The sequence below is a fragment of the Streptomyces sp. NPDC015242 genome (assembly GCF_043079125.1).
In the GTDB taxonomy this organism is placed as follows: domain Bacteria; phylum Actinomycetota; class Actinomycetes; order Streptomycetales; family Streptomycetaceae; genus Streptomyces.
The window spans coordinates 147767-166756 of record NZ_JBIBUF010000001.1; the positions used below are offsets into that span (position 1 = coordinate 147767).

Consider the following 18990-nt stretch of genomic DNA (forward strand, 5'->3'; position numbering starts at 1 on the left):
CTCTTGCGGCCATGCGACAGAGTCCCATCCCCGGTGCCCGCGGCCGCGTGAGACCCCTCACCCTGCACGGCGACCCCGTCCTGCACACGCCCTGCGCGGAGGTCACCGACTTCGGCCCCGAACTGGCCGGGCTGGTCGAGGACTTGTTCGCGACCATGTACGCCGCCCAGGGCGTCGGCCTGGCCGCCAACCAGATCGGCGAGCCGCTGCGGGTGTTCGTCTACGACTGCCCCGACGACGAGGACGTCCGCCACCTCGGCCACGTGGTCAACCCCCGCCTCGTCGCGGCGGACGGCGTGGTGATCCGCGGCCCGGAGGGCTGCCTGTCGCTGCCGGGCCTGGAAGCGGGCACGGAACGGCACGACCACGCGGTGGTCGAGGGCCTCACGATGACCGGCGAGCCCGTCACGGTCCACGGCACGGGCTTCTTCGCCCGCTGTCTGCAGCACGAGTGCGACCACCTGGAGGGCCGCGTCTACGCGGACCGCCTGACGGGCTGGCGCCACCGCAGACTGATGCGGCAAGCCGCCCGGGCTCCATGGCGCCGAGGGGGTGAGTGACCCAGGGGCGCGGGCAACTGCGCGACCAGCCCTCACCGGCCCGCAGGGCAGCGCGCGACGGTCAGAAGCCCGGGCCTCCCACCCGGTCCCCCGCAGCCGCCAGCCGGCCCCACAGCAGGTCGGCGAGGCTGCGCACCAACTCCTCGCGGGAACAGGGCCGTTCCCCCAGCCACCAGTCCCCGGCGGCATGCATCATGCCGACGATCCCGTGCCCCCAGACGCGCGCCAGCTGCTGCCCGCCCGGCCCGAGGTCCAGCCGCTCCTCGATGACCTGCGCCAGTTCCTCGCCCATCCGACGCAGCAGCGGCGCACTGTGCTTGCCGACGTCGAATCCCTGGTCGCCCGGCTGGCTCCCCTCCGCCGGGTGCATCAGGAACCGGTACACCTGCGGCCGCGCCTCGATCGCCGCGAGGTAGGTGCCGAGTGTCGCCTCGACCCGCTCGCGGCGGTCCGCCGGCGCGTCCAGCGCCGCACGCAGCGAGTCCAGCAAGGCGTCCGTGTGCCGCTTGGCGAGGGCCGCGTACAGTCCGCCCTTGTCACCGAAGTGCCGGTAGAGGATCGGCTTGGTGATGCCGGCCTCCGCCGCGATCGCGTTCATCGAGGCCTGCGGGCCGTCGCGCAGCACCACCCGGTCGGCGGCCTCCAGCAGTTCACGCCGTCGGCGGTCGGCGGACCGTTGCTGGTCGGTCCGCTGCGTGGTGTCCATGTGCTCTCCCCACCCGTGATGTTTCGATGACGCTTGCGCAAACTAACACTGAAGCACGCTCCGGACGCCGGACGGGTGCCGGCCGGCCGGGAGGAGTTGACGCGGACTACCGATCGGTAACAGACTGCGGTTACCGCAAGTAACATGCACGTGCCGCTGGAGGGGACCGACATGGCCGAGTTCACCATGGAGCTCAACGACGAACAGAAGGAGGTCCGTGACTGGCTCCACGGCTTCGCCGCCGACGTGATCCGGCCCGCGGCCGCCGAATGGGACGAGCGTGAGGAGACTCCCTGGCCGGTCATCCAGGAGGCCGCCAAGGTCGGCATCTACTCCCTGGACTTCTACGCCCAGCAGTACTTCGACCCCACCGGCCTCGGCATCCCCATGGCGATGGAGGAGCTGTTCTGGGGCGACGCGGGCATCGCCCTGTCCATCGTCGGCACCGGCCTCGCCGCCGTCGGCGTCCTCGCCAACGGCACCGAGGAGCAGATCGGCACCTGGATCCCCCAGATGTACGGCGACGCCAACGACGTCAAGGTCGCCGCCTTCTGCTCCTCCGAGCCCGACGCCGGCTCCGACGTCGCCTCCATGCGCACCCGGGCCGTCTACGACGAGGCCAAGGACGAGTGGGTCCTCAACGGCACCAAGACCTGGGCGACCAACGGCGGCATCGCCAACGTCCACGTGGTGGTCGCGGTCGTCGACCCGGACCTCGGTTCCAAGGGCCACGCCTCCTTCATCGTCCCGCCGGGCACACCGGGCCTGTCCCAGGGCCAGAAGTTCAAGAAGCACGGCATCCGCGCCTCCCACACCGCCGAGGTCATCCTCGACAACGTGCGCGTCCCGGGCTCCTGCCTGCTCGGCGGCAAGGAGAAGCTCGACGAGCGGCTCGCCCGGGCCCGCGAGAAGGCCCGGCAGGGCGGGGAGCGCGTGAAGAACGCGGCCATGGCCACCTTCGAGGCCTCGCGCCCGGCCGTCGGCGCCATGGCGGTCGGCACCGCCCGCGCCGCCTACGAGGTCGCCCTCGACTACGCCACGACCCGTGAGCAGTTCGGCCGGCCGATCGTGGACAACCAGGGCGTGGCGTTCCAGCTCGCGGACATGCGCACCTCCATCGACGCGGCCCGGCTGCTGGTCTGGCGCGCCTCCTGGATGGCGATCAACGGCAAGCCGTTCACGGCGGCCGAGGGCTCGATGTCCAAGCTGTTCGCCAGCGAGACCGCCAAGAAGGTCACCGCCCAGGCCATCCAGATCCTCGGCGGCAACGGCTACACCCGGGAGTACCCGGTGGAGCGCATGCACCGCGACGCGGCGATCTACACGATCTTCGAGGGCACGAGCGAGATCCAGCGCCTGGTCATCGCCCGCACCCTCGCCGGGGTGCCCATCCGCTAACGGTGCCGCAGCGGCGTCAGCTGCTCGATGTCGTACCGCGCCCGGAGCTCCTCGATGGCCGCGTGGTCCGGCGGGCCCCCGCCGCCGAGGATCTCCAGCAGTTCCTCGAAGTACCGCTCGTGGTCCGGCGGCGGGCTCGCCTGGAAGAACATCTTCGCGGGCTCGTCCGTCGGATTGGCGAAGGCGTGCGGGCACCCCGGGGGCACCACGATCACCGTGCCCGGCGTGGCCCGCACCACCCGGTTGCCGGAAGCGGACTCCCAACCCCGCCAGGTGTCGGGGGTACGGACCCGCGGCTCGAAGGCGAGCACGTCCAGCTCGCCCTCCAGGACGTAGAACAGCTCCTCGCTGCGGGTGTGCACATGGGCCCCGACGTCGAAGCCCGGGGGCACCACCACCTCGAAGGTGGAGGCCATACGCGAGTGGCTGCCCGTCACCTTGAAGGTCACCTGCTGCGCGGGGGCCTGCACGACCCGGCCGTGACCGGGCGGGACGAGCAGGCCTTCCGTCGCCGTCATCGCCGTCTCACCACGTCACGGGCAGGGCCTCGGGCCCGCGGATCAGCGCGCCCTTCTTGAAGGGCACGTCCTCGGCCGGCACGGCCAGCCGCAGACCCGGCACGCCGTCGAGGAGCGCGTCGACCAGGAGCTCCGACTCCAGCCGGGCCAGCATGCCGCCCGGGCAGTAGTGCGGCCCGAAGCCGAACGAGACGTGCGGGTTCGGGCTGCGGGAGAAGTCGATGGTCTCCGGGTCGGGGAAGACGTCCGGGTCGCGGTTGGCCGCCAGGTACGACACGTAGATCGCATCGCCCCGGCGGATCCGCACGCCCTGGATCTCCACGTCCTCCAGGGCGATCCGCGACAGCCCGACCGCGTTGCGGTGGGGGATCCAGCGCAGCAGCTCGTCGATGGCCCGGGGGCGGATCTCCGGCTCGGCCCGCAGCCGCTCGGCGAGTTCCGGGCGGGTCAGCAGCACGTAGAACATCTGGCCGCTGTTGTTGGTGACCGCCTCGCCGCCGATCTGCAGGAGCACGGCGAGTCCGACCGCCTCCTCCAGGGTGACCTCGCTCCGGCCGACCGCGGCGCCGAGCAGCGAGGTCACGTCCTCGCCGGTGCTGCCCTCGCGCAGACCGATCAGGTCGGCGAAGTAGGCGCCCATCTCCTTCTTGGCCTTCTCGCTGACCTCGGCGCCGTGCGCGGAGGACAGGATCAGCTGCGTCCAGGTGTGCATGTCGTGCCGGTCGGCGGCCGGGACCCCCATGAGCTCGCAGATCACCGCGATGGGGAACGGGCTGAGCACCGCCTCGGTGAGGTCCGCGGGCGGGCCGTCCTGGAGCATCTCGTCGACCAGCTCCGCCAGCATCCCGCGGGACCGCTCGCGCACCCGCTCCACCCCGCGTGCCGTGAACGCGGCGGCGACGCTGCGCCGCAGCCGGGTGTGGTCCGGCGGGTCGAGGAAGCCGACCGCGCCCCGGGACGGGATGAAGTGCGGGGCCAGCCGCGTGACCTGCCGGTCCATGACCGCCTCGCGGCCGAAGCGCGGGTCGTTGGTCACCGTCCGCACGTCGTCGTAGCGGGTGACCAGCCAGGCCCAGCCCTCGCCGTTGGGCAGCTTGATGCGGGTGACCGGGCCCTCGTCCATCAGCTCCCGCAGGACCGGGTCGAAGTCCGCGCCGGACAGGTCCAGCGCGGGCCAGTCCCGGACCGGGGGCGGCGTCTGGGTGATCGTCTCTTCGCTCATCTCACTTCGTCTCGTCCGCGCGGTGCCAGCGGCCCAGGGCCATCTCGGCGGTGATACCGGGTCCGAACCCGGCCAGCAGCCCGCGTGCCCGGTGCTCGGGCCCGCCCTCGTCGAACAGCCGGCGCAGCGCGTCCAGGACGACGGCGCTGGCGATGTTGCCGTACTCGGTGAGCGTGGCCCGGCTGAAGCGGAAGGCGTGCGGGTCGACGTGCAGGAAGGTGCTGAGGTCGTCGAGGATGCGGGGCCCACCCGCGTGGACTATGTAGAAGTCCAGGTCGGAGGCGTCCCAGCCGTGGTTTCCTGCCAGGTCCTTCAGCGCCGGCGCCAGCGGCTCCATGGTGGCCGGGACCCGCTTGTCCAGCAGGAAGTGGAAGCCCGTGGCCTTCACGTCGTACATGATCCACTCTTCGGTCTTGGGGATCAGGTACGAGCCGTTGCGCTCCAGCACGACGCCCTCGCCGCCCCGGCCGCGGACCGCGGCGGCGGCGATGCCGTCGCCGAACAGCCCGTTGGACAGCAGCGAGCCGACGCCGATGTCGGTGGGCTGGTAGCACAGCGAGCAGAACTCGCAGGCCACGATCAGCGCGTTGGCGTCGGGGTAGGCCGTGCAGAAGTCGTGGGCCCGGTTGATCGCCGCGCCGCCGGCCGCGCAGCCCAGCTGGGCTATCGGCAGTTGCCGGGTGGTCGGGTCGAAGCCCATCTCGTTGATCAGCCACGCCGTGAGCGAGGGCATCATGAAGCCCGTGCACGACACGTAGATGATCAGATCCACGTCGGTGGCCAGCAGCTCCGCGTCGTCGAGCGCCCGCTGGATGACCGCGGGCACCCGCGCCTTGGCCTCCGCCTCGTAGAGCTTGTTGCGGTCCTCGAACCCGGGGTGCTTCAGGGTTTCCTCGATGGGTTGCACGATGCGCCGCGTGCGCACACCGGTGTTCTCGATCAGCCGGAGGGCCAGCGGCAGTTGGGGGTGGTCGGCGTGGCGCTCACGCGCCAGCTCCAGCGTCTCCTCCATCGTGATCACGTGCTCTGGAACGGACACCGAGGGTCTGCACAAAGTCGCCATGAACCGTGCCTGCTTTCGCCTCCCGGAAGGCCCTTCGCCCCCCGGTCAGAAGGTGGTTCACCTCTAGGGGCGTCACCTGTGTCACCTCTAGAGGTGGTCCACCCACGATCACCCGCCGGCAGGCGGAGTTCGCGCGGGACTACTCCGTACCGGGGACGGCGTGCCAGTCTCGACCCGACACCCTCACGACGGAGGACGCGATGACACCCGGCCCGGGACCTACTGCGCACGACCACGGCGGCCCTCGCTCCGGACCCGGACGCCAACCCCCTGGTCCCCCGGATCGCCGCCGGCACGGCACCCCGCGCCACCCTCGCCGCGCTCGCCCTGGAACAGGGCTGGGTGATCCCCGCGGACCGCCGCGCGTTCGAGCACCTGGCGGTCCGCTCCGAGGCGACCGACCCGGAGTGCGCGGCCTTCTTCACGGCCCTCGCGGAGGGCGAGGCGCTGGCGGGGGACCGGCTGGACGCTTTCGCGCGGGCCTGCGGGGCCCGGGAGGCGTCGTACGAGCCGCTCGCCGGCTGCCAGGCGTACCCCGCGTACGTGGCCTGGCTGGCCCTCAACGCCGCACCGGCGGACGCGGTCCTGGCCCTGACGGCCAACTTCTCGGCGTGGGGCGGCTATTGCGCGGCCATCGCCACGGCACTGCGCGAGCACTACGGCCTCACCGACGAGGCCTGCGCCTTCTTCGACTTCTTCGCCGAGCCGTCACCCGACCTGGACCGGCTGGCGGAACGGGCCGTGGGGGCGGCCCTGGACGAAGGGCGCCTCGACGAGCGGCGGGCACGCACCTACGGCCGTCTCCTGCAGCAGTACGAGGCGAGCTTCTGGACGGCACTGAGCGGGACGACGGCCTGACAGCGCGGGACGACGGCCTGACCTAGCGGGACGAGGGTCCGGGCGCGCGGGGGAGCTACGTCGCGGTCCCACTGCTGTGCGCGATGCAGGCCACGTCGATACGGTCGGCCAGCTTCGCCAGCTCGATCGTCAGGGCCGCCACCGTGTCCTCGTCCAGTCCCGACTCCCCGCCCTCCACCAGCCGCACCCACCGCCCCCCGACGGTCCGCAAGAGCTTGCTGACATCCGCGGCAGCCACCTGCAAGGTCCCGCGGTCGTCGACGATCAGAGGCAGAGTCACTTCGCGGTTCACAGACGGGATCGTAGCCCCGCAACACTCACGCACCATGCCAAACAGTGGTGATGTTGCAGAACTCGCGGATTCCGTGCCCGGACAGCTCACGCCCGTACCCGGAGCGCTTCACGCCGCCGAACGGGAACGCCGGATGGGAGGCCGTCATGCCGTTGAAGAACACGCCCCCGGCCTCCAGGTCCCGGGCGAACCGTTCCACCTCGGCCTCGTCGTGCGTCCAGACGTTGGAACTCAGCCCGAAGGGCGAGTCGTTCGCGAGCAGCACGGCCTCGTCCAGGTCGGCCACCCGGTACAGCGTGGCGACCGGCCCGAACGCCTCCTCCCGGTGGATCCGCATCTCGCGCGTGATGCCGGCCAGGATCGTCGGCGTGTAGTACCAGCCGGGCCCCTCCGGCCGTTCGCCACCGCACAGCACCTGAGCCCCGCCGCGCACCGCGTCGTCGACCAGTTCCTCCAGATCGCGCAGCCCCTGCTCGCTGGCCAGCGGCCCGACCTCGGTGTCGTCGGACAGGGGGTCGCCGACCTTCAGCGCCCGCATCCCCTCGGTGAACCGCTCGGCGAAGGCGTCGTAGACGTCCGCGTGCACGATGAAGCGCTTCGCGGCGATGCAGGACTGCCCGGTGTTCTGCACCCGCGCGGTCACCGCCACCTGCGCGGCCCTGTCGAGGTCGGCGGAGGGCATCACGACGAACGGGTCGCTGCCGCCCAGCTCCAGCACCGTCTTCTTGATCATCTCCCCGGCGGTGGAGGCGACCGCGCGGCCCGCGGGCTCGCTGCCGGTGAGCGTGGCGGCCTTCACCCGCTCGTCGCGCAGGATGTCGTCCACCGCGGCGGAGCCGATCAGCAGCGTCTGGAAGCAGCCCTCGGTGAAGCCCGCCCGGTGGAAGAGGTCCTCCAGGTACAGGGCGGTCTGCGGGACGTTGGAGGCGTGCTTGAGCAGGCCGACGTTGCCCGCCATCAGCGCGGGCGCCGCGAAGCGCACCACCTGCCACAGCGGGAAGTTCCACGGCATGACCGCGAGCACCGGGCCGAGCGGGCGGTAACGGACCCGCACGCGCGAGGCGCCGGAGTCCTTGACGTCGGCCCCGGACGGTTCCTCGTCGGCCAGCAGCTCCTCGGCGTGGTCGGCGTACCAGCGCATCGCCTTGGCGCACTTCGCAGCCTCGGCCCTGGCCTGCTGGATCGGCTTGCCCATCTCGGTGGTCATCACCCGGGCGATGTCCTGCTGGTCCTCGTCGAGGAGGTCGGCGGCCCGGTGCAGCAGCCGGGCCCGCTCGGCGAAGGCCGTCGTCCGGTACGTGCGGAACGTGGCCTCCGCGAGCCGGAGCCGCCGCTCGATCTCCTCCTCGCCCATGGCCTGGTACGTCTTGAGCGTCTCGCCGTTCGCCGGGTTGACCGTCGCGATGGGCATGGCTGACCTCCCTGGGAGCGGGCTGTGTCTCGACCTTCCCGCGCGGCGGAGGGGACCGCAACGCGGGAGCGTCTCCTCAGGGCGAGTGCTCCGCCAGGCGGTCGAGAAACGCCGCCTGGGCCTTGACGATCACCTCGCGGGCCCGGTCGAGTCCGAACCAGGCCACCCGGTCCAGCTCGGGGAACTCCTGGAGCCGCCCGGAGCGAGGCGGCCACTCCATCCGGAACGTGCCGGGCACGATCGCCGCCGGGTCGAGGTCCGCCTCGATCGCCCAGACCGTGACGATCTTGCCGTTGGTCTGCCGGACCTCGCCCAGGTCGATGGCCTCCCCGTCGGGCGGCGGCAGCCCCAGTTCCTCCTGGAACTCCCGGCGGGCGGCCTGCCAGGCGGGCTCGTCCGGTTCGTACTCGCCCTTGGGCACGGTCCACGCCCCCGCGTCGCGCCGGGCGAAGAACGGGCCGCCCATGTGACCCAGCAGGACTTCGGGGCCGTGGCCCGAGGGGCGGAAGAGCAGCAGGCCCGCGCTGCGCTTCACGGCCTGACCTCCGGGTGGGCGGCCAGCAGCGTCTCGACCGTGTCGGCGTCCTCGGGGCGCTTGTCCTCGCGGTAGCGGATCACGCGGGCGAAGCGGAGGGTGACGCCGGCCGGGTAGCGGGTGGAGCGCTGGAGCCCGTCGTAGGCGATCTCGACGACGAGTTCCGGGCGCACGGTCACCACGTGGCCGTCGTCGTCGACGGCGATCTGCCGCAGCCGTTCGGTCTGCCAGGTGAGCATCGCGTCGGTCATGCCCTTGAAGGTCTTGCCGAGCATGGCGAGGCCGCCGTCGGCGGTGCGGGCGGCGAGGTGCAGGTTGGAGAGCTTGCCGGTGCGGCGGCCGTGGCCCCACTCGGCGGCCAGCACGACCAGGTCGAGGGTGTGCACCGGCTTGACCTTCAGCCAGGACGCGCCGCGCCGGCCCGCGCTGTAGGGGGCGTCGAGGGACTTGGCGACGACGCCCTCGTGGCCGCGCCCGATGGTGCCGGCCAGGAACTCCTCCGCCGTGTGCGTCTCGTCCGGCCCGGACACCAGGGTGCGCCGCACCCGCATCGGCTCGGGGACGAGCCGGGCCAGCTCGGCGTGCCGCTCGGCGAACGGCAGGTCGAGCAGGTCGCGGCCGTCGACGGACAGGGCGTCGAAGAAGACGGGGGAGACCGGGACCGCCCGGGCGGCCGTCGCCACGTCCGTGCGGGAGCCGACCCGCCCGGCGGTCTCCTGGAACGAGCGGGGCCGCCCGTCCTCGCCGAAGGAGATCACCTCGCCGTCCAGGATGAACCGCTCGCCGCGCAACTCCAGGGCCGCCGCCGTCACTTCGGGCAGCCGGTCGGTGATGTCGTCGAGGGTGCGGGTGTACACGCGCACGGCGGCGCCGTCGCGGTGCACCTGGACGCGGATGCCGTCCAGCTTCTCCTCCACCGCGCAGGCACCCAGCTTGTCCACCGCCTCCGCCACCGAGGAGGCGCTGTGCGCCAGCATCGGCAGCACCGGGCGGCCGACGGTGAGCCGGAACCGGTCCAGGGCGGCCGGGCCGTCCGCGAGCAGGGCCTCGGCGACCGTCTGGAGGGAACCGGCGAGCATCACGGCCCGCCGCACGTCCGTGCCCGGCGCCCCGGTCGCCTGGGCCAGGCCCTCGACCGCGACCGCGTCCAGCGCGCCCTGCCGGACCTCGCCGGTGAGCAGCCCGAGCAGGAACCGCTGCTCGTCCTCGGTGGCCGCGCCCATCAACTCCCCGACCAGCCGCGTGCGCTCCGCCTGGGATCCGGGGCCCGACACCTTCGCGAGCTGCGACAGCCGGGCGTCGACGTCCCGCACGGTCAGGCCCGGCTCCGGCGCCGGGGCGACCGGGCGGCCCAGCACCTTCCAGCCCACGCCGATCCGGCCCTGCGGCAGCCGCCCGGCCAGGTAGGGGATGACGATCGGCACGTCCTCCGCCTCGGCGTCCCGGAAGAGCTCCGCGAGCAGAGCCGTCTTCCGGGACCGCGCCGAGGTGGCGGCGACCTCCTGGGACACACGGGCCAGCCGGTGCAGCAGCATGCAGTCATGGTGCACCGCAGGCCCGGTCCCTACACCTGGACGGCCGCGTCCAGGTCCGTCATCAGCAGGTCTCCGACGATCGCCGACGCGGCCCGGTAGCCGCCGCTCGCGGCGTGCACGACCTGCTCGGCGAAACCGATCGCGTTGCCCGCGGCCCACACGCCCGGCACGGTCGTCAGGCCGGTCGCGTCGACCACCGGGTACGCGCCGAACGGCGTCTCGTGCAGCTCGGCGCCCAGCCGCTCCAGCAGGCCGGTCTGCGGCACGGGACGCGGGGCGGCGAACAGCACCGAACGGGCGTGCGCCGAACCGTCCGCGAGCCGGACCCCGGTGAGCCGGTCGTCCTCGACCACCAGCTCCGCAACCTCGCCGGGCACCACGTCCACCCGGGCCGCGGCGAGCCGGCGCAGGTCCTCGTCGGACAGCTCCGCCTCGTCGACCGTGTGCAGGAAGAGCCGCACGTCCTTCGACCACTGCGACACCATCAGCGCCTGGTGCACGCTCGCCGGGCTGGTCGCGAGCACCCCGAACGGCTGGTCGCGCACCTCCCAGCCGTGGCAGAACGGGCAGTGCAGCACGTCCCGGCCGAACCGCTCGGCGACCCCGGGCACCGCGGGCAGCTCGTCCTTCAGCCCGGTCGCGACGACCAGCCGCCGGGCCCGCACGGTCCGGCCGCCGGCCAGCACCACGGCGAAGTCCTCGCCCCGCTCGACGTCCACCACCCGGTCGCGCACCAGCTCGACGCCGTAGCGCGCGATCTCCTCCCGGCCCGCCGCCAGGAACTCGGCGGGCGGCATGCCGTCCCGCGACAGGTAGCCCTGCATGTGCGCGGCGGGCGCGTTGCGCGGCTCGCCCGCGTCGACGACCAGCGTGCGGTGCCGGGCCCGGCCCAGCACCAGCGCCGCGGAAAGACCCGCCGCGCCCCCGCCGACCACCACCACTGCGTACTTCTCGGTCATGTGACCACCTCCGCCGCCGAGCGTCGCTCCGGCGGTACGGGATTGACAAACAAGTTTGCCGAAACTGCAATACGACCATGACCACCGACGAGGTACTCGCGGGCGTCGGGCCCCGGCTGCGGCAGATGCGGAAGGACCGGGAGGTGACCCTGGCGGAGCTCTCCGAGAGCACGGGCATCTCCGTCAGCACCCTGTCGCGGCTGGAGTCCGGGCTGCGCAAACCCAGTCTGGAGCTGCTGCTGCCGATCGCGCGCGCCCACCAGGTGGCGCTCGACGACCTGGTCGGCGCCCCGCCGTCCGGCGATCCCCGGGTGCGCGCCAAGCCGATCGAGATGTACGGCCGCACCCACTGGCCCCTCACCCGCCAGCCCGGTGGCCTCCAGGCCTACAAGGTGCTCGAACCCCAGCGCAGACTGGAGCCCGAACCCCGCACCCACGAGGGCTACGAGTGGCTCTACGTGCTGTCCGGGAAGCTGCGGCTGGTGCTGGGCGAGCACGACGTGGTGCTCACGGCCGGGGAGGCCGCCGAGTTCGACACCCGGGTGCCGCACTGGTTCGGGTCGACGGGGGAGGGGCCCGTGGAGTTCCTCAGCCTGTTCGGGCCGCAGGGGGAGCGGATGCACGTGCGGGCTCGGCCGAAGCGGTCGTGACGCACGCGATAGGGGACGGCGGGACTCTTCCGCAGAAGACGGTTCCCTGATCGGCAAGCGACCGCTTAGTATGCGAACCGACCCCGGCCAGACGAAGCAGTCCCCCGTGGAGGCACCGCATGCAGGCATGGCACGTGCACGAGAACGGCGAGCCGAGCGAGGTGATGCGGCTCGAGGAGGCGGAGCCGCCCACGCCCGGCGCGGGCCAGGTCCTGCTGAAGGTGCGCGCCGCGAACGTCAACTTCCCCGACGCCCTGCTGTGCCGCGGCCAGTACCAGGTCAGGCCGCCGCTGCCGTTCACGCCGGGCGTGGAGATCTGCGGCGAGACCGAGGACGGCCGCCGGGTGATCGCCAACCCGGCGCTGCCCCACGGCGGCTTCGCCGAGTACGCCCTCGCCGACTCCGCCGCCCTGCTGCCCGCACCGGACGCCCTCGACGACGCCGAGGCCGCCGCCCTGCACATCGGCTACCAGACCGGCTGGTTCGGCCTGCACCGCCGGGCCGCCCTGCGGGCCGGGGAGACCCTGCTCGTCCACGCTGCCGCAGGAGGGGTCGGCAGCGCGGCCGTGCAGCTCGGGAAGGCCGCCGGCGCCACCGTCATCGGTGTCGTCGGCGGCTCCGGGAAGGCGGCCGTCGCCAAGGACCTGGGCTGCGACCTCGTGATCGACCGGCGCTCCGAGGACGTCGTCGCCGCCGTCAAGGAGGCCACCGGCGGCCGGGGCGCCGACGTGATCTACGACCCGGTCGGCGGCGCGGCGTACACCCAGTCCGCCAAGACCGTCGCCTTCGAGGGCCGGATCGTCGTCGTCGGCTTCGCCAGCGGCACCATCCCCAGCCCCGCCCTGAACCACGCCCTGGTGAAGAACTACTCGATCCTGGGCCTGCACTGGGGCCTGTACAACACCAAGGACCCCGAGCTCGTCCGGCACTGCCACGAGGAACTCACCGGACTGGCCGCCCGGGGCGCGATCAAGCCGCTGGTCAGCGAGCGTGTGCCGCTCGGCGAGGCGGCAGGCGCCGTGCAGAAGGTGGCGGACGGTCTGACCACCGGCCGGATCGCCGTCGTCATGGAGGAGGCAGCATGACCACCACCGAGGAACTGCGCGACAAGACCCGGGAGTTGCTGGCCGCCCATCCGCCGGCCTCCACCGGCCGCCTGGACTTCCTGCGGGCCCGCTTCGACGCCGGACTCGCCTGGGTGCACTTCCCCCAGGGCCTCGGCGGACTCGGCGCGGCCCGCTCCCTCCAGGCCGTCGTCGACGCCGAACTGGCCGCCGCGGGGGCGCCCGACAACGACCCCCGGCGCATCGGGATCGGCCTCGGCATGGCCGCGCCGACGATCCTCCAGTACGGCACCGAGGAGCAGCAGCGGCGCTACCTGCGGCCGTTGTGGACGGGGGAGGAGGTCTGGTGCCAGCTGTTCAGCGAGCCGGGCGCCGGCTCCGACCTGGCCGCGCTGGGCACCCGGGCCGTGCGGGAGGGCGACCACTGGGTGGTCAACGGGCAGAAGGTCTGGACGTCGAGTGCGCACGTCGCCCGCTGGGCCATCCTCATCGCCCGCACCGACCCGGACGTGCCCAAGCACCGCGGCATCACCTACTTCGTGTGCGACATGACCGACCCGGGCGTCGAGGTGCGCCCGCTGCGGCAGATCACCGGCGAGGCCGAGTTCAACGAGGTGTTCCTCACCGACGTCCGCATCCCCGATTCCCGGCGCCTCGGCGGGATCGGTGAGGGATGGAAGGTCGCGCAGACCACCCTCAACAACGAGCGCGTGGCCATCGGTGGCATGCGGCTGCCCCGCGAGGGCGGCATGATCGGCCCCGTCTCGAAGACCTGGCGCGAGCGTTCCGAACTGCGCACCCACGACCTGCACCAGCGGCTGCTGAAGCTCTGGGTGGAGTCCGAGGTCTCCCGCCTCACCGCCGAGCGGCTGCGCCAGCAGCTCGTCGCCGGCCAGCCCGGCCCCGAGGGCGCCGGCATGAAACTGGCCTTCGCCCGCCTCAACCAGGAGATCAGCGGCCTGGAGGTGGAACTCCTCGGCGAGGAGGGCCTGTTGTACGACGACTGGACCATGCGGCGCCCGGAACTGGTCGACTTCACCGGCCGCGAGGCCGGCTACCGCTACCTGCGCTCCAAGGGCAACAGCATCGAGGGCGGGACCACCGAGATCCTGCTGAACATCGTCGCCGAGCGCGTCCTCGGACTGCCCCCCGAGCCGCGCACCGACAAGGACGTCGCCTGGAAGGACCTGGCCCGATGAGCGATCTGCTGTACTCGGAGGAGGAAGAGGCGCTCCGCGCCGCCGTCCGCGACCTGCTCACCGACCACTGCGACGCCCCCGGCGTCATCGCCCGCGCCGAGTCGGACACCCCGCACCACCGCGCCCTGTGGAAGGCCCTCACCGACGGCATGGGCCTCGCCGGACTGCTGGTGCCCGAGGAACTCGACGGGCAGGGCGCCACCCACCGCGAAGCCGCCGTGGTGCTGGAGGAACTGGGCCGCGCGGTCGCGCCCGTGCCGTACCTGACGAGCGCGGTCGTCGCCACCGAGGCGCTGCTGGCCTGCGGCGCCGACGACCTGCTGCGCGCGCTCGCGGCCGGGACGACGATCGGCGCCCTCGCGGTCGCCCTGAACGTCGCGCCGGGCGCGGCCCACCGGACCGTCCGGCAGGAGAACGGCCTGCTGCACGGCGAACTGACCGGCATCGCCGACGCCGCCGTCGCGGACGTCCTGCTCGTGCCCGCCTACGACGGCCGCCTGTACGCGGTCGACGCCACCGCCGCGACCGTCACCCCGCAGACCTCGCTGGACCTGACCCGGCCGCTCGCCACGGTCACCCTGGACGGGGCCCGCGGCACGCTGCTGGGCGACGCCGAACCCGCCGTGGCCCGGGCCCTGCGCGCCGGGGCCGGACTGCTCGCCTCCGAGCAACTCGGCCTGGCCGAGTGGACGCTGACGGAGACCGTCCGCTACCTGAAGGACCGCAAGCAGTTCAACCGCCCCGTCGGCGGCTTCCAGGCGCTCAAGCACCGCCTCGCCCAGCTCTGGCTGGAGGTCGTGAACCTGCGCGCCGCCGCCCGCAACGCCGCCGACGCCCTGACGACCGGCGAGGACGCCGACGTGGCCGTCACGGTCGCCCAGGCCTACGCGGCGCCCGTGGCCGTCCACGCCGCCGAGGAGGCCGTGCAGTTGCACGGCGGGATCGGCATGACGTGGGAGCACCCGGCCCACCTGTACCTGAAGCGGGCGAAGGCCGACTCGATCGCCTACGGCACCGCGGGCGCCCATCGCGAGGCGCTCGCCCGCCTGGTGGACCTCCAGGCTCCCTGACGCCCACCTGACCGGCGACCGGGAACCTCCGGCCGGCCCGCGCGTGAAGCCCGTCCCACCTGGGGCGGGCTTCTCGGTGCGCCATGCCCCGGTGAAGTGAACGCACGGCGGCGGTCCGGCCAACTCCGCGTCCGGGCCTGCCTCCTGAAGCTGCCGCGACCCCATACTCACAGGGTTCCCGTACGGCACCTCCAGGGAGGCAGAGCATGGCCCTCACCACCCGTCGCAGAGCCCTCACCACCCTCGGCGCGGCCCTCGCGGGCTCGATCGCCGTTCCCGCGGCCCCCGCCCTGGCCGGTGAACGCGGCCACCGGCCGCGCCCGTTGTGGCGCGCCCACGCCCACAACGACTACGAGCACCCGCGCCCGCTGTTCGACGCCCTCGACCACCGCTTCGGCAGCGTCGAGGCCGACATATACCTCGTCGGCGACCGGCTCCTCGTCGCCCACGACCCGGAAGACCTCGACCCCTCCCGCACGCTGGAGTCCCTCTACCTCGACCCGCTCGCGGCCCGCGTCCGGGCCAACCACGGCTCGGTGTACCGGGGCCACCGCGGCTCACTGCAACTGCTGATCGACATCAAGACCGAGGGCTCGTCGACGTACCTGGAGCTCGACCGGCATCTGCGGCGCTACCGGCACCTGTTCACCACCTGCGCCCACGGCCGCGTCCACCGCGGACCGGTCACCGCCGTGATCTCCGGTGACCGCGCCGCACGTGCCCCCATGGAGGCCCAGCGCGTCCGGCGCGCCTTCTACGACGGCCGCCTCGCCGACCTCGGCAGCCCGGCCCCGGCCTCCTTCATCCCGCTCGTCAGCGACAACTGGACGCTCAACTTCACCTGGCGGGGCGTGGGCGCGTTCCCCGACGCCGAGCGGCAGAAACTGCGGAGCATCGTCGACGCCGCCCACCGGCGGGGTCAGCGGGTGCGCTTCTGGGCGACCCCGGACCAGCCCGGACCGGCCCGCGAAGCGCTGTGGGGCGAACTGCTCGCCGCCGGTGTCGACCACCTCAACACCGACGACCTGGCCGGACTGGAGGCGTTCCTGGACGCCCGCCGGGCGGAGTAGGGAACGGCACCCGACACCACACGTTCGGCGGACAGCTCAGCCGCCCGGACGAACCCTCCGCTACGCCACACTTGCGGCCGAACGCCGTGAACCGGACAAGGCGGCGTGGCGGAGGAGTCGACGATGGCCATTTCCATCTCTGTGGTGCTGCTGCTCGTGATCCTGGCGGTGATCTTCCTGCGTAACGGCGGGCTCAAGGTCTCCCATGCGCTGGTCTGCCTGCTGCTCGGCTTCTACCTGGCGAGCACCAGCATCGCCCCGACCATCCACAGCGGCCTCACCGCGACGGCGGACATCGTCAGCAGCCTGCGGCCCTGACCGCGCCCGCCCCCTGTCCCTCACGCCCCCGAGAACACGCCGATGCCGTTCGGCACGGCCCGTTCGGCGCCGCCGCTGGGATGGTTGCGGACCGAGACCGCGCTCGCGCCAGCCTTCCGGGCGACCAGCGTCGACGAGCCGCCGCCGTCCAGGCTGAACGCGTCGTCCGCGCCCAGCTTCCGCATCGTGTCGGCCACTTCGGCGATGGTCAGACCGCTGCGGTAGGCGGCGGCCCCGTCGAGTGCCAGCAACAGCACGCGCCGTCCGCCGTCGGCGATCCCCACGGCCGTACGGACGGCCGACGCCGTGTCGTCCAGCCCCGCGAGCGGCTGCCCGCCCCTGAGGACCGGGTAGCCACCGAGCGCGAGGCGGTACGCGGCGCCGTCCGAGGCCGCCACCAGACGGTGCTCGACCTCGACCGCCTCACCGGTGGAGAGCTTGCGCAACTGCTGGGCGCCCGCCTCCCGCCCGACCAGCACGGTGGTCCCCGCGGCGATGGCACCGCTGCCCGGCTTGTCGGCCGCCGAGACGACCTTGCCGTCGCGGACCGTCACCTCGTACGTGTCCGTGCTGCACGGCGCGGCCCGGTCCGAGTCCGTCCCGCACGTGGCGCGCACCCGGGAGACGCTGCCCCACTCGGACGTGAACGCCCCGACCGAACCCACCGGCAGCGCGTACTGGTTGAGCCCGCCCAGCGGCAGCTGCCCCGCGGCCGTCCGCACCGAGCCGTCCAGCGCCAGCCGGTCCAGCCGTGCCACGCCGTCGGTGCCGACACCGAACACGTCCTCGGTCGTCGTGCCGGGCGGCAGCGCCGGCCCGAACCGCTGGCCCTTCGGCACCGCCGCTTTGAGCGTCCGCCCGGCGGCGATCGCCGGACCCACGCTCGCCCCCGTCACCTCGACGCCCGGGTGCTGCGCCTCGCTGATGTTGAAGAAGTCGCCGTTGACCCCGGCGACCGCCCCCTGGGCATCGGCCATCCGCGAGACCTGCGCCCGGGAGGCCACCACCCCGGGGTACAGCAGATCCACCTTCACCTGCGGGTGGCCCAGGTCGGCCCGCACCACGTGCGCGTGTGTCACCCCCTTCGCCGCCTTGATGTCGAACTGCTCGTACGTGACGCCCGGCGCGACCCGCACGGTCTTCTGGACGGCACCGGCCGGAGCCGCCCCCGCCAGGGCCGCACCCGCCAGCGCTCCGAACGCCGTGAGGAACGCCAGTACCGCTCTGCCCGCACCGCGTCTGTGACGGTCTGCCACCGTGCCCCCTGATGTCTCGTCAGATGTTCCGACACTCACAGGCAGTGCACCAGACCGCACGGGCCGTCAGGGTGGCCGAGCGCCGACAACGCGGGAACGGCTGAAAAAACGCACCCCTCCGGGTGCTTCAGCGCTCGCCCGTTCCGGTGCCGTACGGCGTGAACCGCGCGGGCGCGTGGTCGATCGGCAGATCCGGACGCCAGGCGGTGAGGGCCTGGGCGCTGCACACGAAGAGCTGCTCCGGCAGCCGGTCCGGCGCGAACCAGCGCCGGCGGCCCACGCTCTCCCCCGGCTGGTCCGCGGGCTCACCCCGCCAGGCGGTGACCCTGGCGGCCACGGTCACCCGGGCCACGCCGCCCGCGTCGTCCAGCAGCGTCCCGAGCAGCCGGACGTCCTCCGGCCGCGCCACCAGACCCGTCTCCTCGCCGAGCTCGCGCACGACCGCCTCCTCCAGGGACTCGCCGGGTTCCACCGTCCCGCCGGGCAGCTCCCACGTCCCGTGCCGGTGCCGGCCCAGCAGCAGGCCGCGCGGCCCGTGCAGGATGGCGCCCACCCCGAGCGCCGCGTGGGCCACGGGCGGCTTCGCGGTACGCGGCCGGGAGGAGACCCGAGCCGGCCGCGTCACGCGGAAGAGCCGGTAGGACGCCCGGTTGCCCGGCTCGGGCACGTCCAGCACGTCGACGTGCTCCACGCGCAGCCCGTGCTCGGTGAGCAGGGCTGTCCACACCTCGGTCGTGAGGACCCACATGTGCACGGTGAGCTCGCCGCCGCCGGCCAGCCGCAGGACCTCGGGCCGGGCGGCGACCCGGTCCGACGGCCCGTCACCCCGCGCGTTGGTGTGCAGCACCGTGAAGCAGAACCTGCCGCCCGGCTTGAGCGCCCCGGCCAGGACGGGCAGCAGCCGGTGCGGATCGATGTACGGGACGGCGTTGACGGAGTAGACGACGTCGTACGGCTCCGCCGCGCGCAGGTGGTCCACCGCGTCGGCCAGGACCAACCGCAGCCCGGGCAGGGAGCCGTACCGGGCGCGGGCCCGCTCGTACTGGCCGGCCGCGGCGTCGACCGCGTCCACCAGCGCGCCGTGAGCCCTGACCAGGTGGGCGGCGTGCCGTGCCGGACCGCACCCGAGGTCCAGCACCCGCCGCCCGGCGAGCTCCCCGAGCACCTCCACTCCCGGCCCGCCGCCCTCGAAGGCCCAGTCGACGCGCGCCGCTTCGGGCAGCGCCGTGCCGCGCGCCAGGTGGTGGGTGCCGTACCTGTGCCAGGCCTCGGCGTTGGCGGTCTCGGGTCGTCCGGCCGTCACCGC

19 protein-coding genes and 1 pseudogene are annotated in these 18990 nt (G+C 73.2%); 9 read left to right on the forward strand and 11 right to left on the reverse strand.

From position 1 onward, the window contains the following. Positions 1 to 11 precede the first annotated feature (11 nt). Entirely contained in the window at positions 12 to 560 is a 549-nt protein-coding gene (gene def / locus ACF07N_RS00740) for a peptide deformylase (RefSeq protein ID WP_392106621.1), read from the forward strand. Between the two features lie 61 nt (positions 561 to 621). On the opposite strand, the gene ACF07N_RS00745 is transcribed toward def, so the two are convergent. Then, positions 622 to 1266, reverse strand: coding sequence for a TetR family transcriptional regulator (locus tag ACF07N_RS00745; RefSeq protein ID WP_383332748.1), 645 nt, complete (start codon positions 1264 to 1266; stop codon positions 622 to 624). 171 nt (positions 1267 to 1437) lie between these two features. Here ACF07N_RS00745 and ACF07N_RS00750 point away from each other — a divergent pair, with 171 nt between their 5' ends. Beyond that, the gene (locus tag ACF07N_RS00750) at positions 1438 to 2664 is read left to right on the forward strand and encodes an acyl-CoA dehydrogenase family protein (protein ID WP_383333033.1); all 1227 of its coding nucleotides are present in this window, start codon (positions 1438 to 1440) and stop codon (positions 2662 to 2664) included. On the opposite strand, the gene ACF07N_RS00755 is transcribed toward ACF07N_RS00750, so the two are convergent. The 3 genes and pseudogenes from ACF07N_RS00755 to ACF07N_RS00765 form a co-directional block, all read right to left on the reverse strand. Further along, a complete protein-coding gene (locus ACF07N_RS00755; protein ID WP_392106624.1) occupies positions 2661 to 3182 on the reverse strand; it encodes a cupin domain-containing protein in 522 nt (173 codons plus the stop codon). The two genes, ACF07N_RS00750 and ACF07N_RS00755, sit on opposite strands and share 4 nt — an antisense overlap. Positions 3183 to 3189: 7 nt before the next feature. Further along, positions 3190 to 4404, reverse strand: coding sequence for a cytochrome P450 (locus tag ACF07N_RS00760; RefSeq protein ID WP_383332744.1), 1215 nt, complete (start codon positions 4402 to 4404; stop codon positions 3190 to 3192). A 1-nt stretch (position 4405) separates the two neighbouring features. Then, a pseudogene (locus tag ACF07N_RS00765) lies at positions 4406 to 5473 on the reverse strand (type III polyketide synthase); the annotation flags it as partial. A gap of 336 nt (positions 5474 to 5809) precedes the next feature. Between ACF07N_RS00765 and ACF07N_RS00770 the strand changes: the two are divergent. Continuing rightward, positions 5810 to 6325, forward strand: coding sequence for a transcriptional regulator (locus tag ACF07N_RS00770; protein WP_392106628.1), 516 nt, complete (start codon positions 5810 to 5812; stop codon positions 6323 to 6325). 55 nt (positions 6326 to 6380) lie between these two features. Here ACF07N_RS00770 and ACF07N_RS00775 read toward each other — a convergent pair whose 3' ends face one another. The 5 genes from ACF07N_RS00775 to ACF07N_RS00795 form a co-directional block, all read right to left on the reverse strand. Further along, the gene (locus ACF07N_RS00775; protein WP_383332740.1) at positions 6381 to 6617 is read right to left on the reverse strand and encodes a DUF6213 family protein; all 237 of its coding nucleotides are present in this window, start codon (positions 6615 to 6617) and stop codon (positions 6381 to 6383) included. Between the two features lie 25 nt (positions 6618 to 6642). Continuing rightward, the gene (locus tag ACF07N_RS00780) at positions 6643 to 8028 is read right to left on the reverse strand and encodes an NADP-dependent succinic semialdehyde dehydrogenase (RefSeq protein WP_392106631.1); all 1386 of its coding nucleotides are present in this window, start codon (positions 8026 to 8028) and stop codon (positions 6643 to 6645) included. Positions 8029 to 8104: 76 nt separating this feature from the next. Next, positions 8105 to 8563, reverse strand: coding sequence for an NUDIX domain-containing protein (locus ACF07N_RS00785; RefSeq protein WP_392106634.1), 459 nt, complete (start codon positions 8561 to 8563; stop codon positions 8105 to 8107). Then, positions 8560 to 10098 (reverse strand): ATP-dependent DNA ligase, encoded by a 1539-nt coding sequence (locus ACF07N_RS00790; protein ID WP_392106637.1) that lies wholly within the window; start codon positions 10096 to 10098, stop codon positions 8560 to 8562. Before ACF07N_RS00790 ends, ACF07N_RS00785 begins: the two co-directional genes overlap by 4 nt. 29 nt (positions 10099 to 10127) lie before the next feature. Next, positions 10128 to 11057 carry an NAD(P)/FAD-dependent oxidoreductase gene (locus ACF07N_RS00795; RefSeq protein ID WP_392106640.1) on the reverse strand — a complete coding sequence of 310 codons (930 nt, stop codon included), beginning with the start codon at positions 11055 to 11057 and terminating at the stop codon, positions 10128 to 10130. A 77-nt stretch (positions 11058 to 11134) separates the two neighbouring features. Between ACF07N_RS00795 and ACF07N_RS00800 the strand changes: the two genes are divergently transcribed. The 6 genes from ACF07N_RS00800 to ACF07N_RS00825 all read left to right on the forward strand — a co-directional run bounded on the left by ACF07N_RS00800 (position 11135) and on the right by ACF07N_RS00825 (position 16428). Next, entirely contained in the window at positions 11135 to 11707 is a 573-nt protein-coding gene (locus ACF07N_RS00800) for a helix-turn-helix domain-containing protein (RefSeq protein ID WP_392106643.1), read from the forward strand. A 119-nt stretch (positions 11708 to 11826) separates the two neighbouring features. Next, on the forward strand, positions 11827 to 12792 hold the full coding sequence (locus ACF07N_RS00805) for an NADPH:quinone oxidoreductase family protein (RefSeq protein WP_392106646.1): 966 nt from the start codon (positions 11827 to 11829) through the stop codon (positions 12790 to 12792). Further along, entirely contained in the window at positions 12789 to 13970 is a 1182-nt protein-coding gene (locus tag ACF07N_RS00810) for an acyl-CoA dehydrogenase family protein (RefSeq protein WP_392106649.1), read from the forward strand. The genes ACF07N_RS00805 and ACF07N_RS00810 overlap by 4 nt, the downstream gene beginning before the upstream one ends. Then, positions 13967 to 15040, forward strand: coding sequence for an acyl-CoA dehydrogenase family protein (locus ACF07N_RS00815; protein WP_392106652.1), 1074 nt, complete (start codon positions 13967 to 13969; stop codon positions 15038 to 15040). The genes ACF07N_RS00810 and ACF07N_RS00815 overlap by 4 nt, the downstream gene beginning before the upstream one ends. 206 nt (positions 15041 to 15246) lie before the next feature. Then, on the forward strand, positions 15247 to 16110 hold the full coding sequence (locus ACF07N_RS00820) for a phosphatidylinositol-specific phospholipase C/glycerophosphodiester phosphodiesterase family protein (RefSeq protein ID WP_383332722.1): 864 nt from the start codon (positions 15247 to 15249) through the stop codon (positions 16108 to 16110). A gap of 123 nt (positions 16111 to 16233) precedes the next feature. After that, complete coding sequence (locus ACF07N_RS00825) at positions 16234 to 16428, forward strand: hypothetical protein (RefSeq protein ID WP_031114944.1); 195 nt, start codon at positions 16234 to 16236, stop codon at positions 16426 to 16428. Between the two features lie 20 nt (positions 16429 to 16448). Here ACF07N_RS00825 and ACF07N_RS00830 read toward each other — a convergent pair whose 3' ends face one another. After that, on the reverse strand, positions 16449 to 17684 hold the full coding sequence (locus ACF07N_RS00830) for a phosphodiester glycosidase family protein (protein WP_392106657.1): 1236 nt from the start codon (positions 17682 to 17684) through the stop codon (positions 16449 to 16451). A gap of 127 nt (positions 17685 to 17811) precedes the next feature. After that, on the reverse strand, positions 17812 to 18987 hold the full coding sequence (locus tag ACF07N_RS00835; protein WP_392106660.1) for an NUDIX domain-containing protein: 1176 nt from the start codon (positions 18985 to 18987) through the stop codon (positions 17812 to 17814). Positions 18988 to 18990 lie beyond the last annotated feature (3 nt).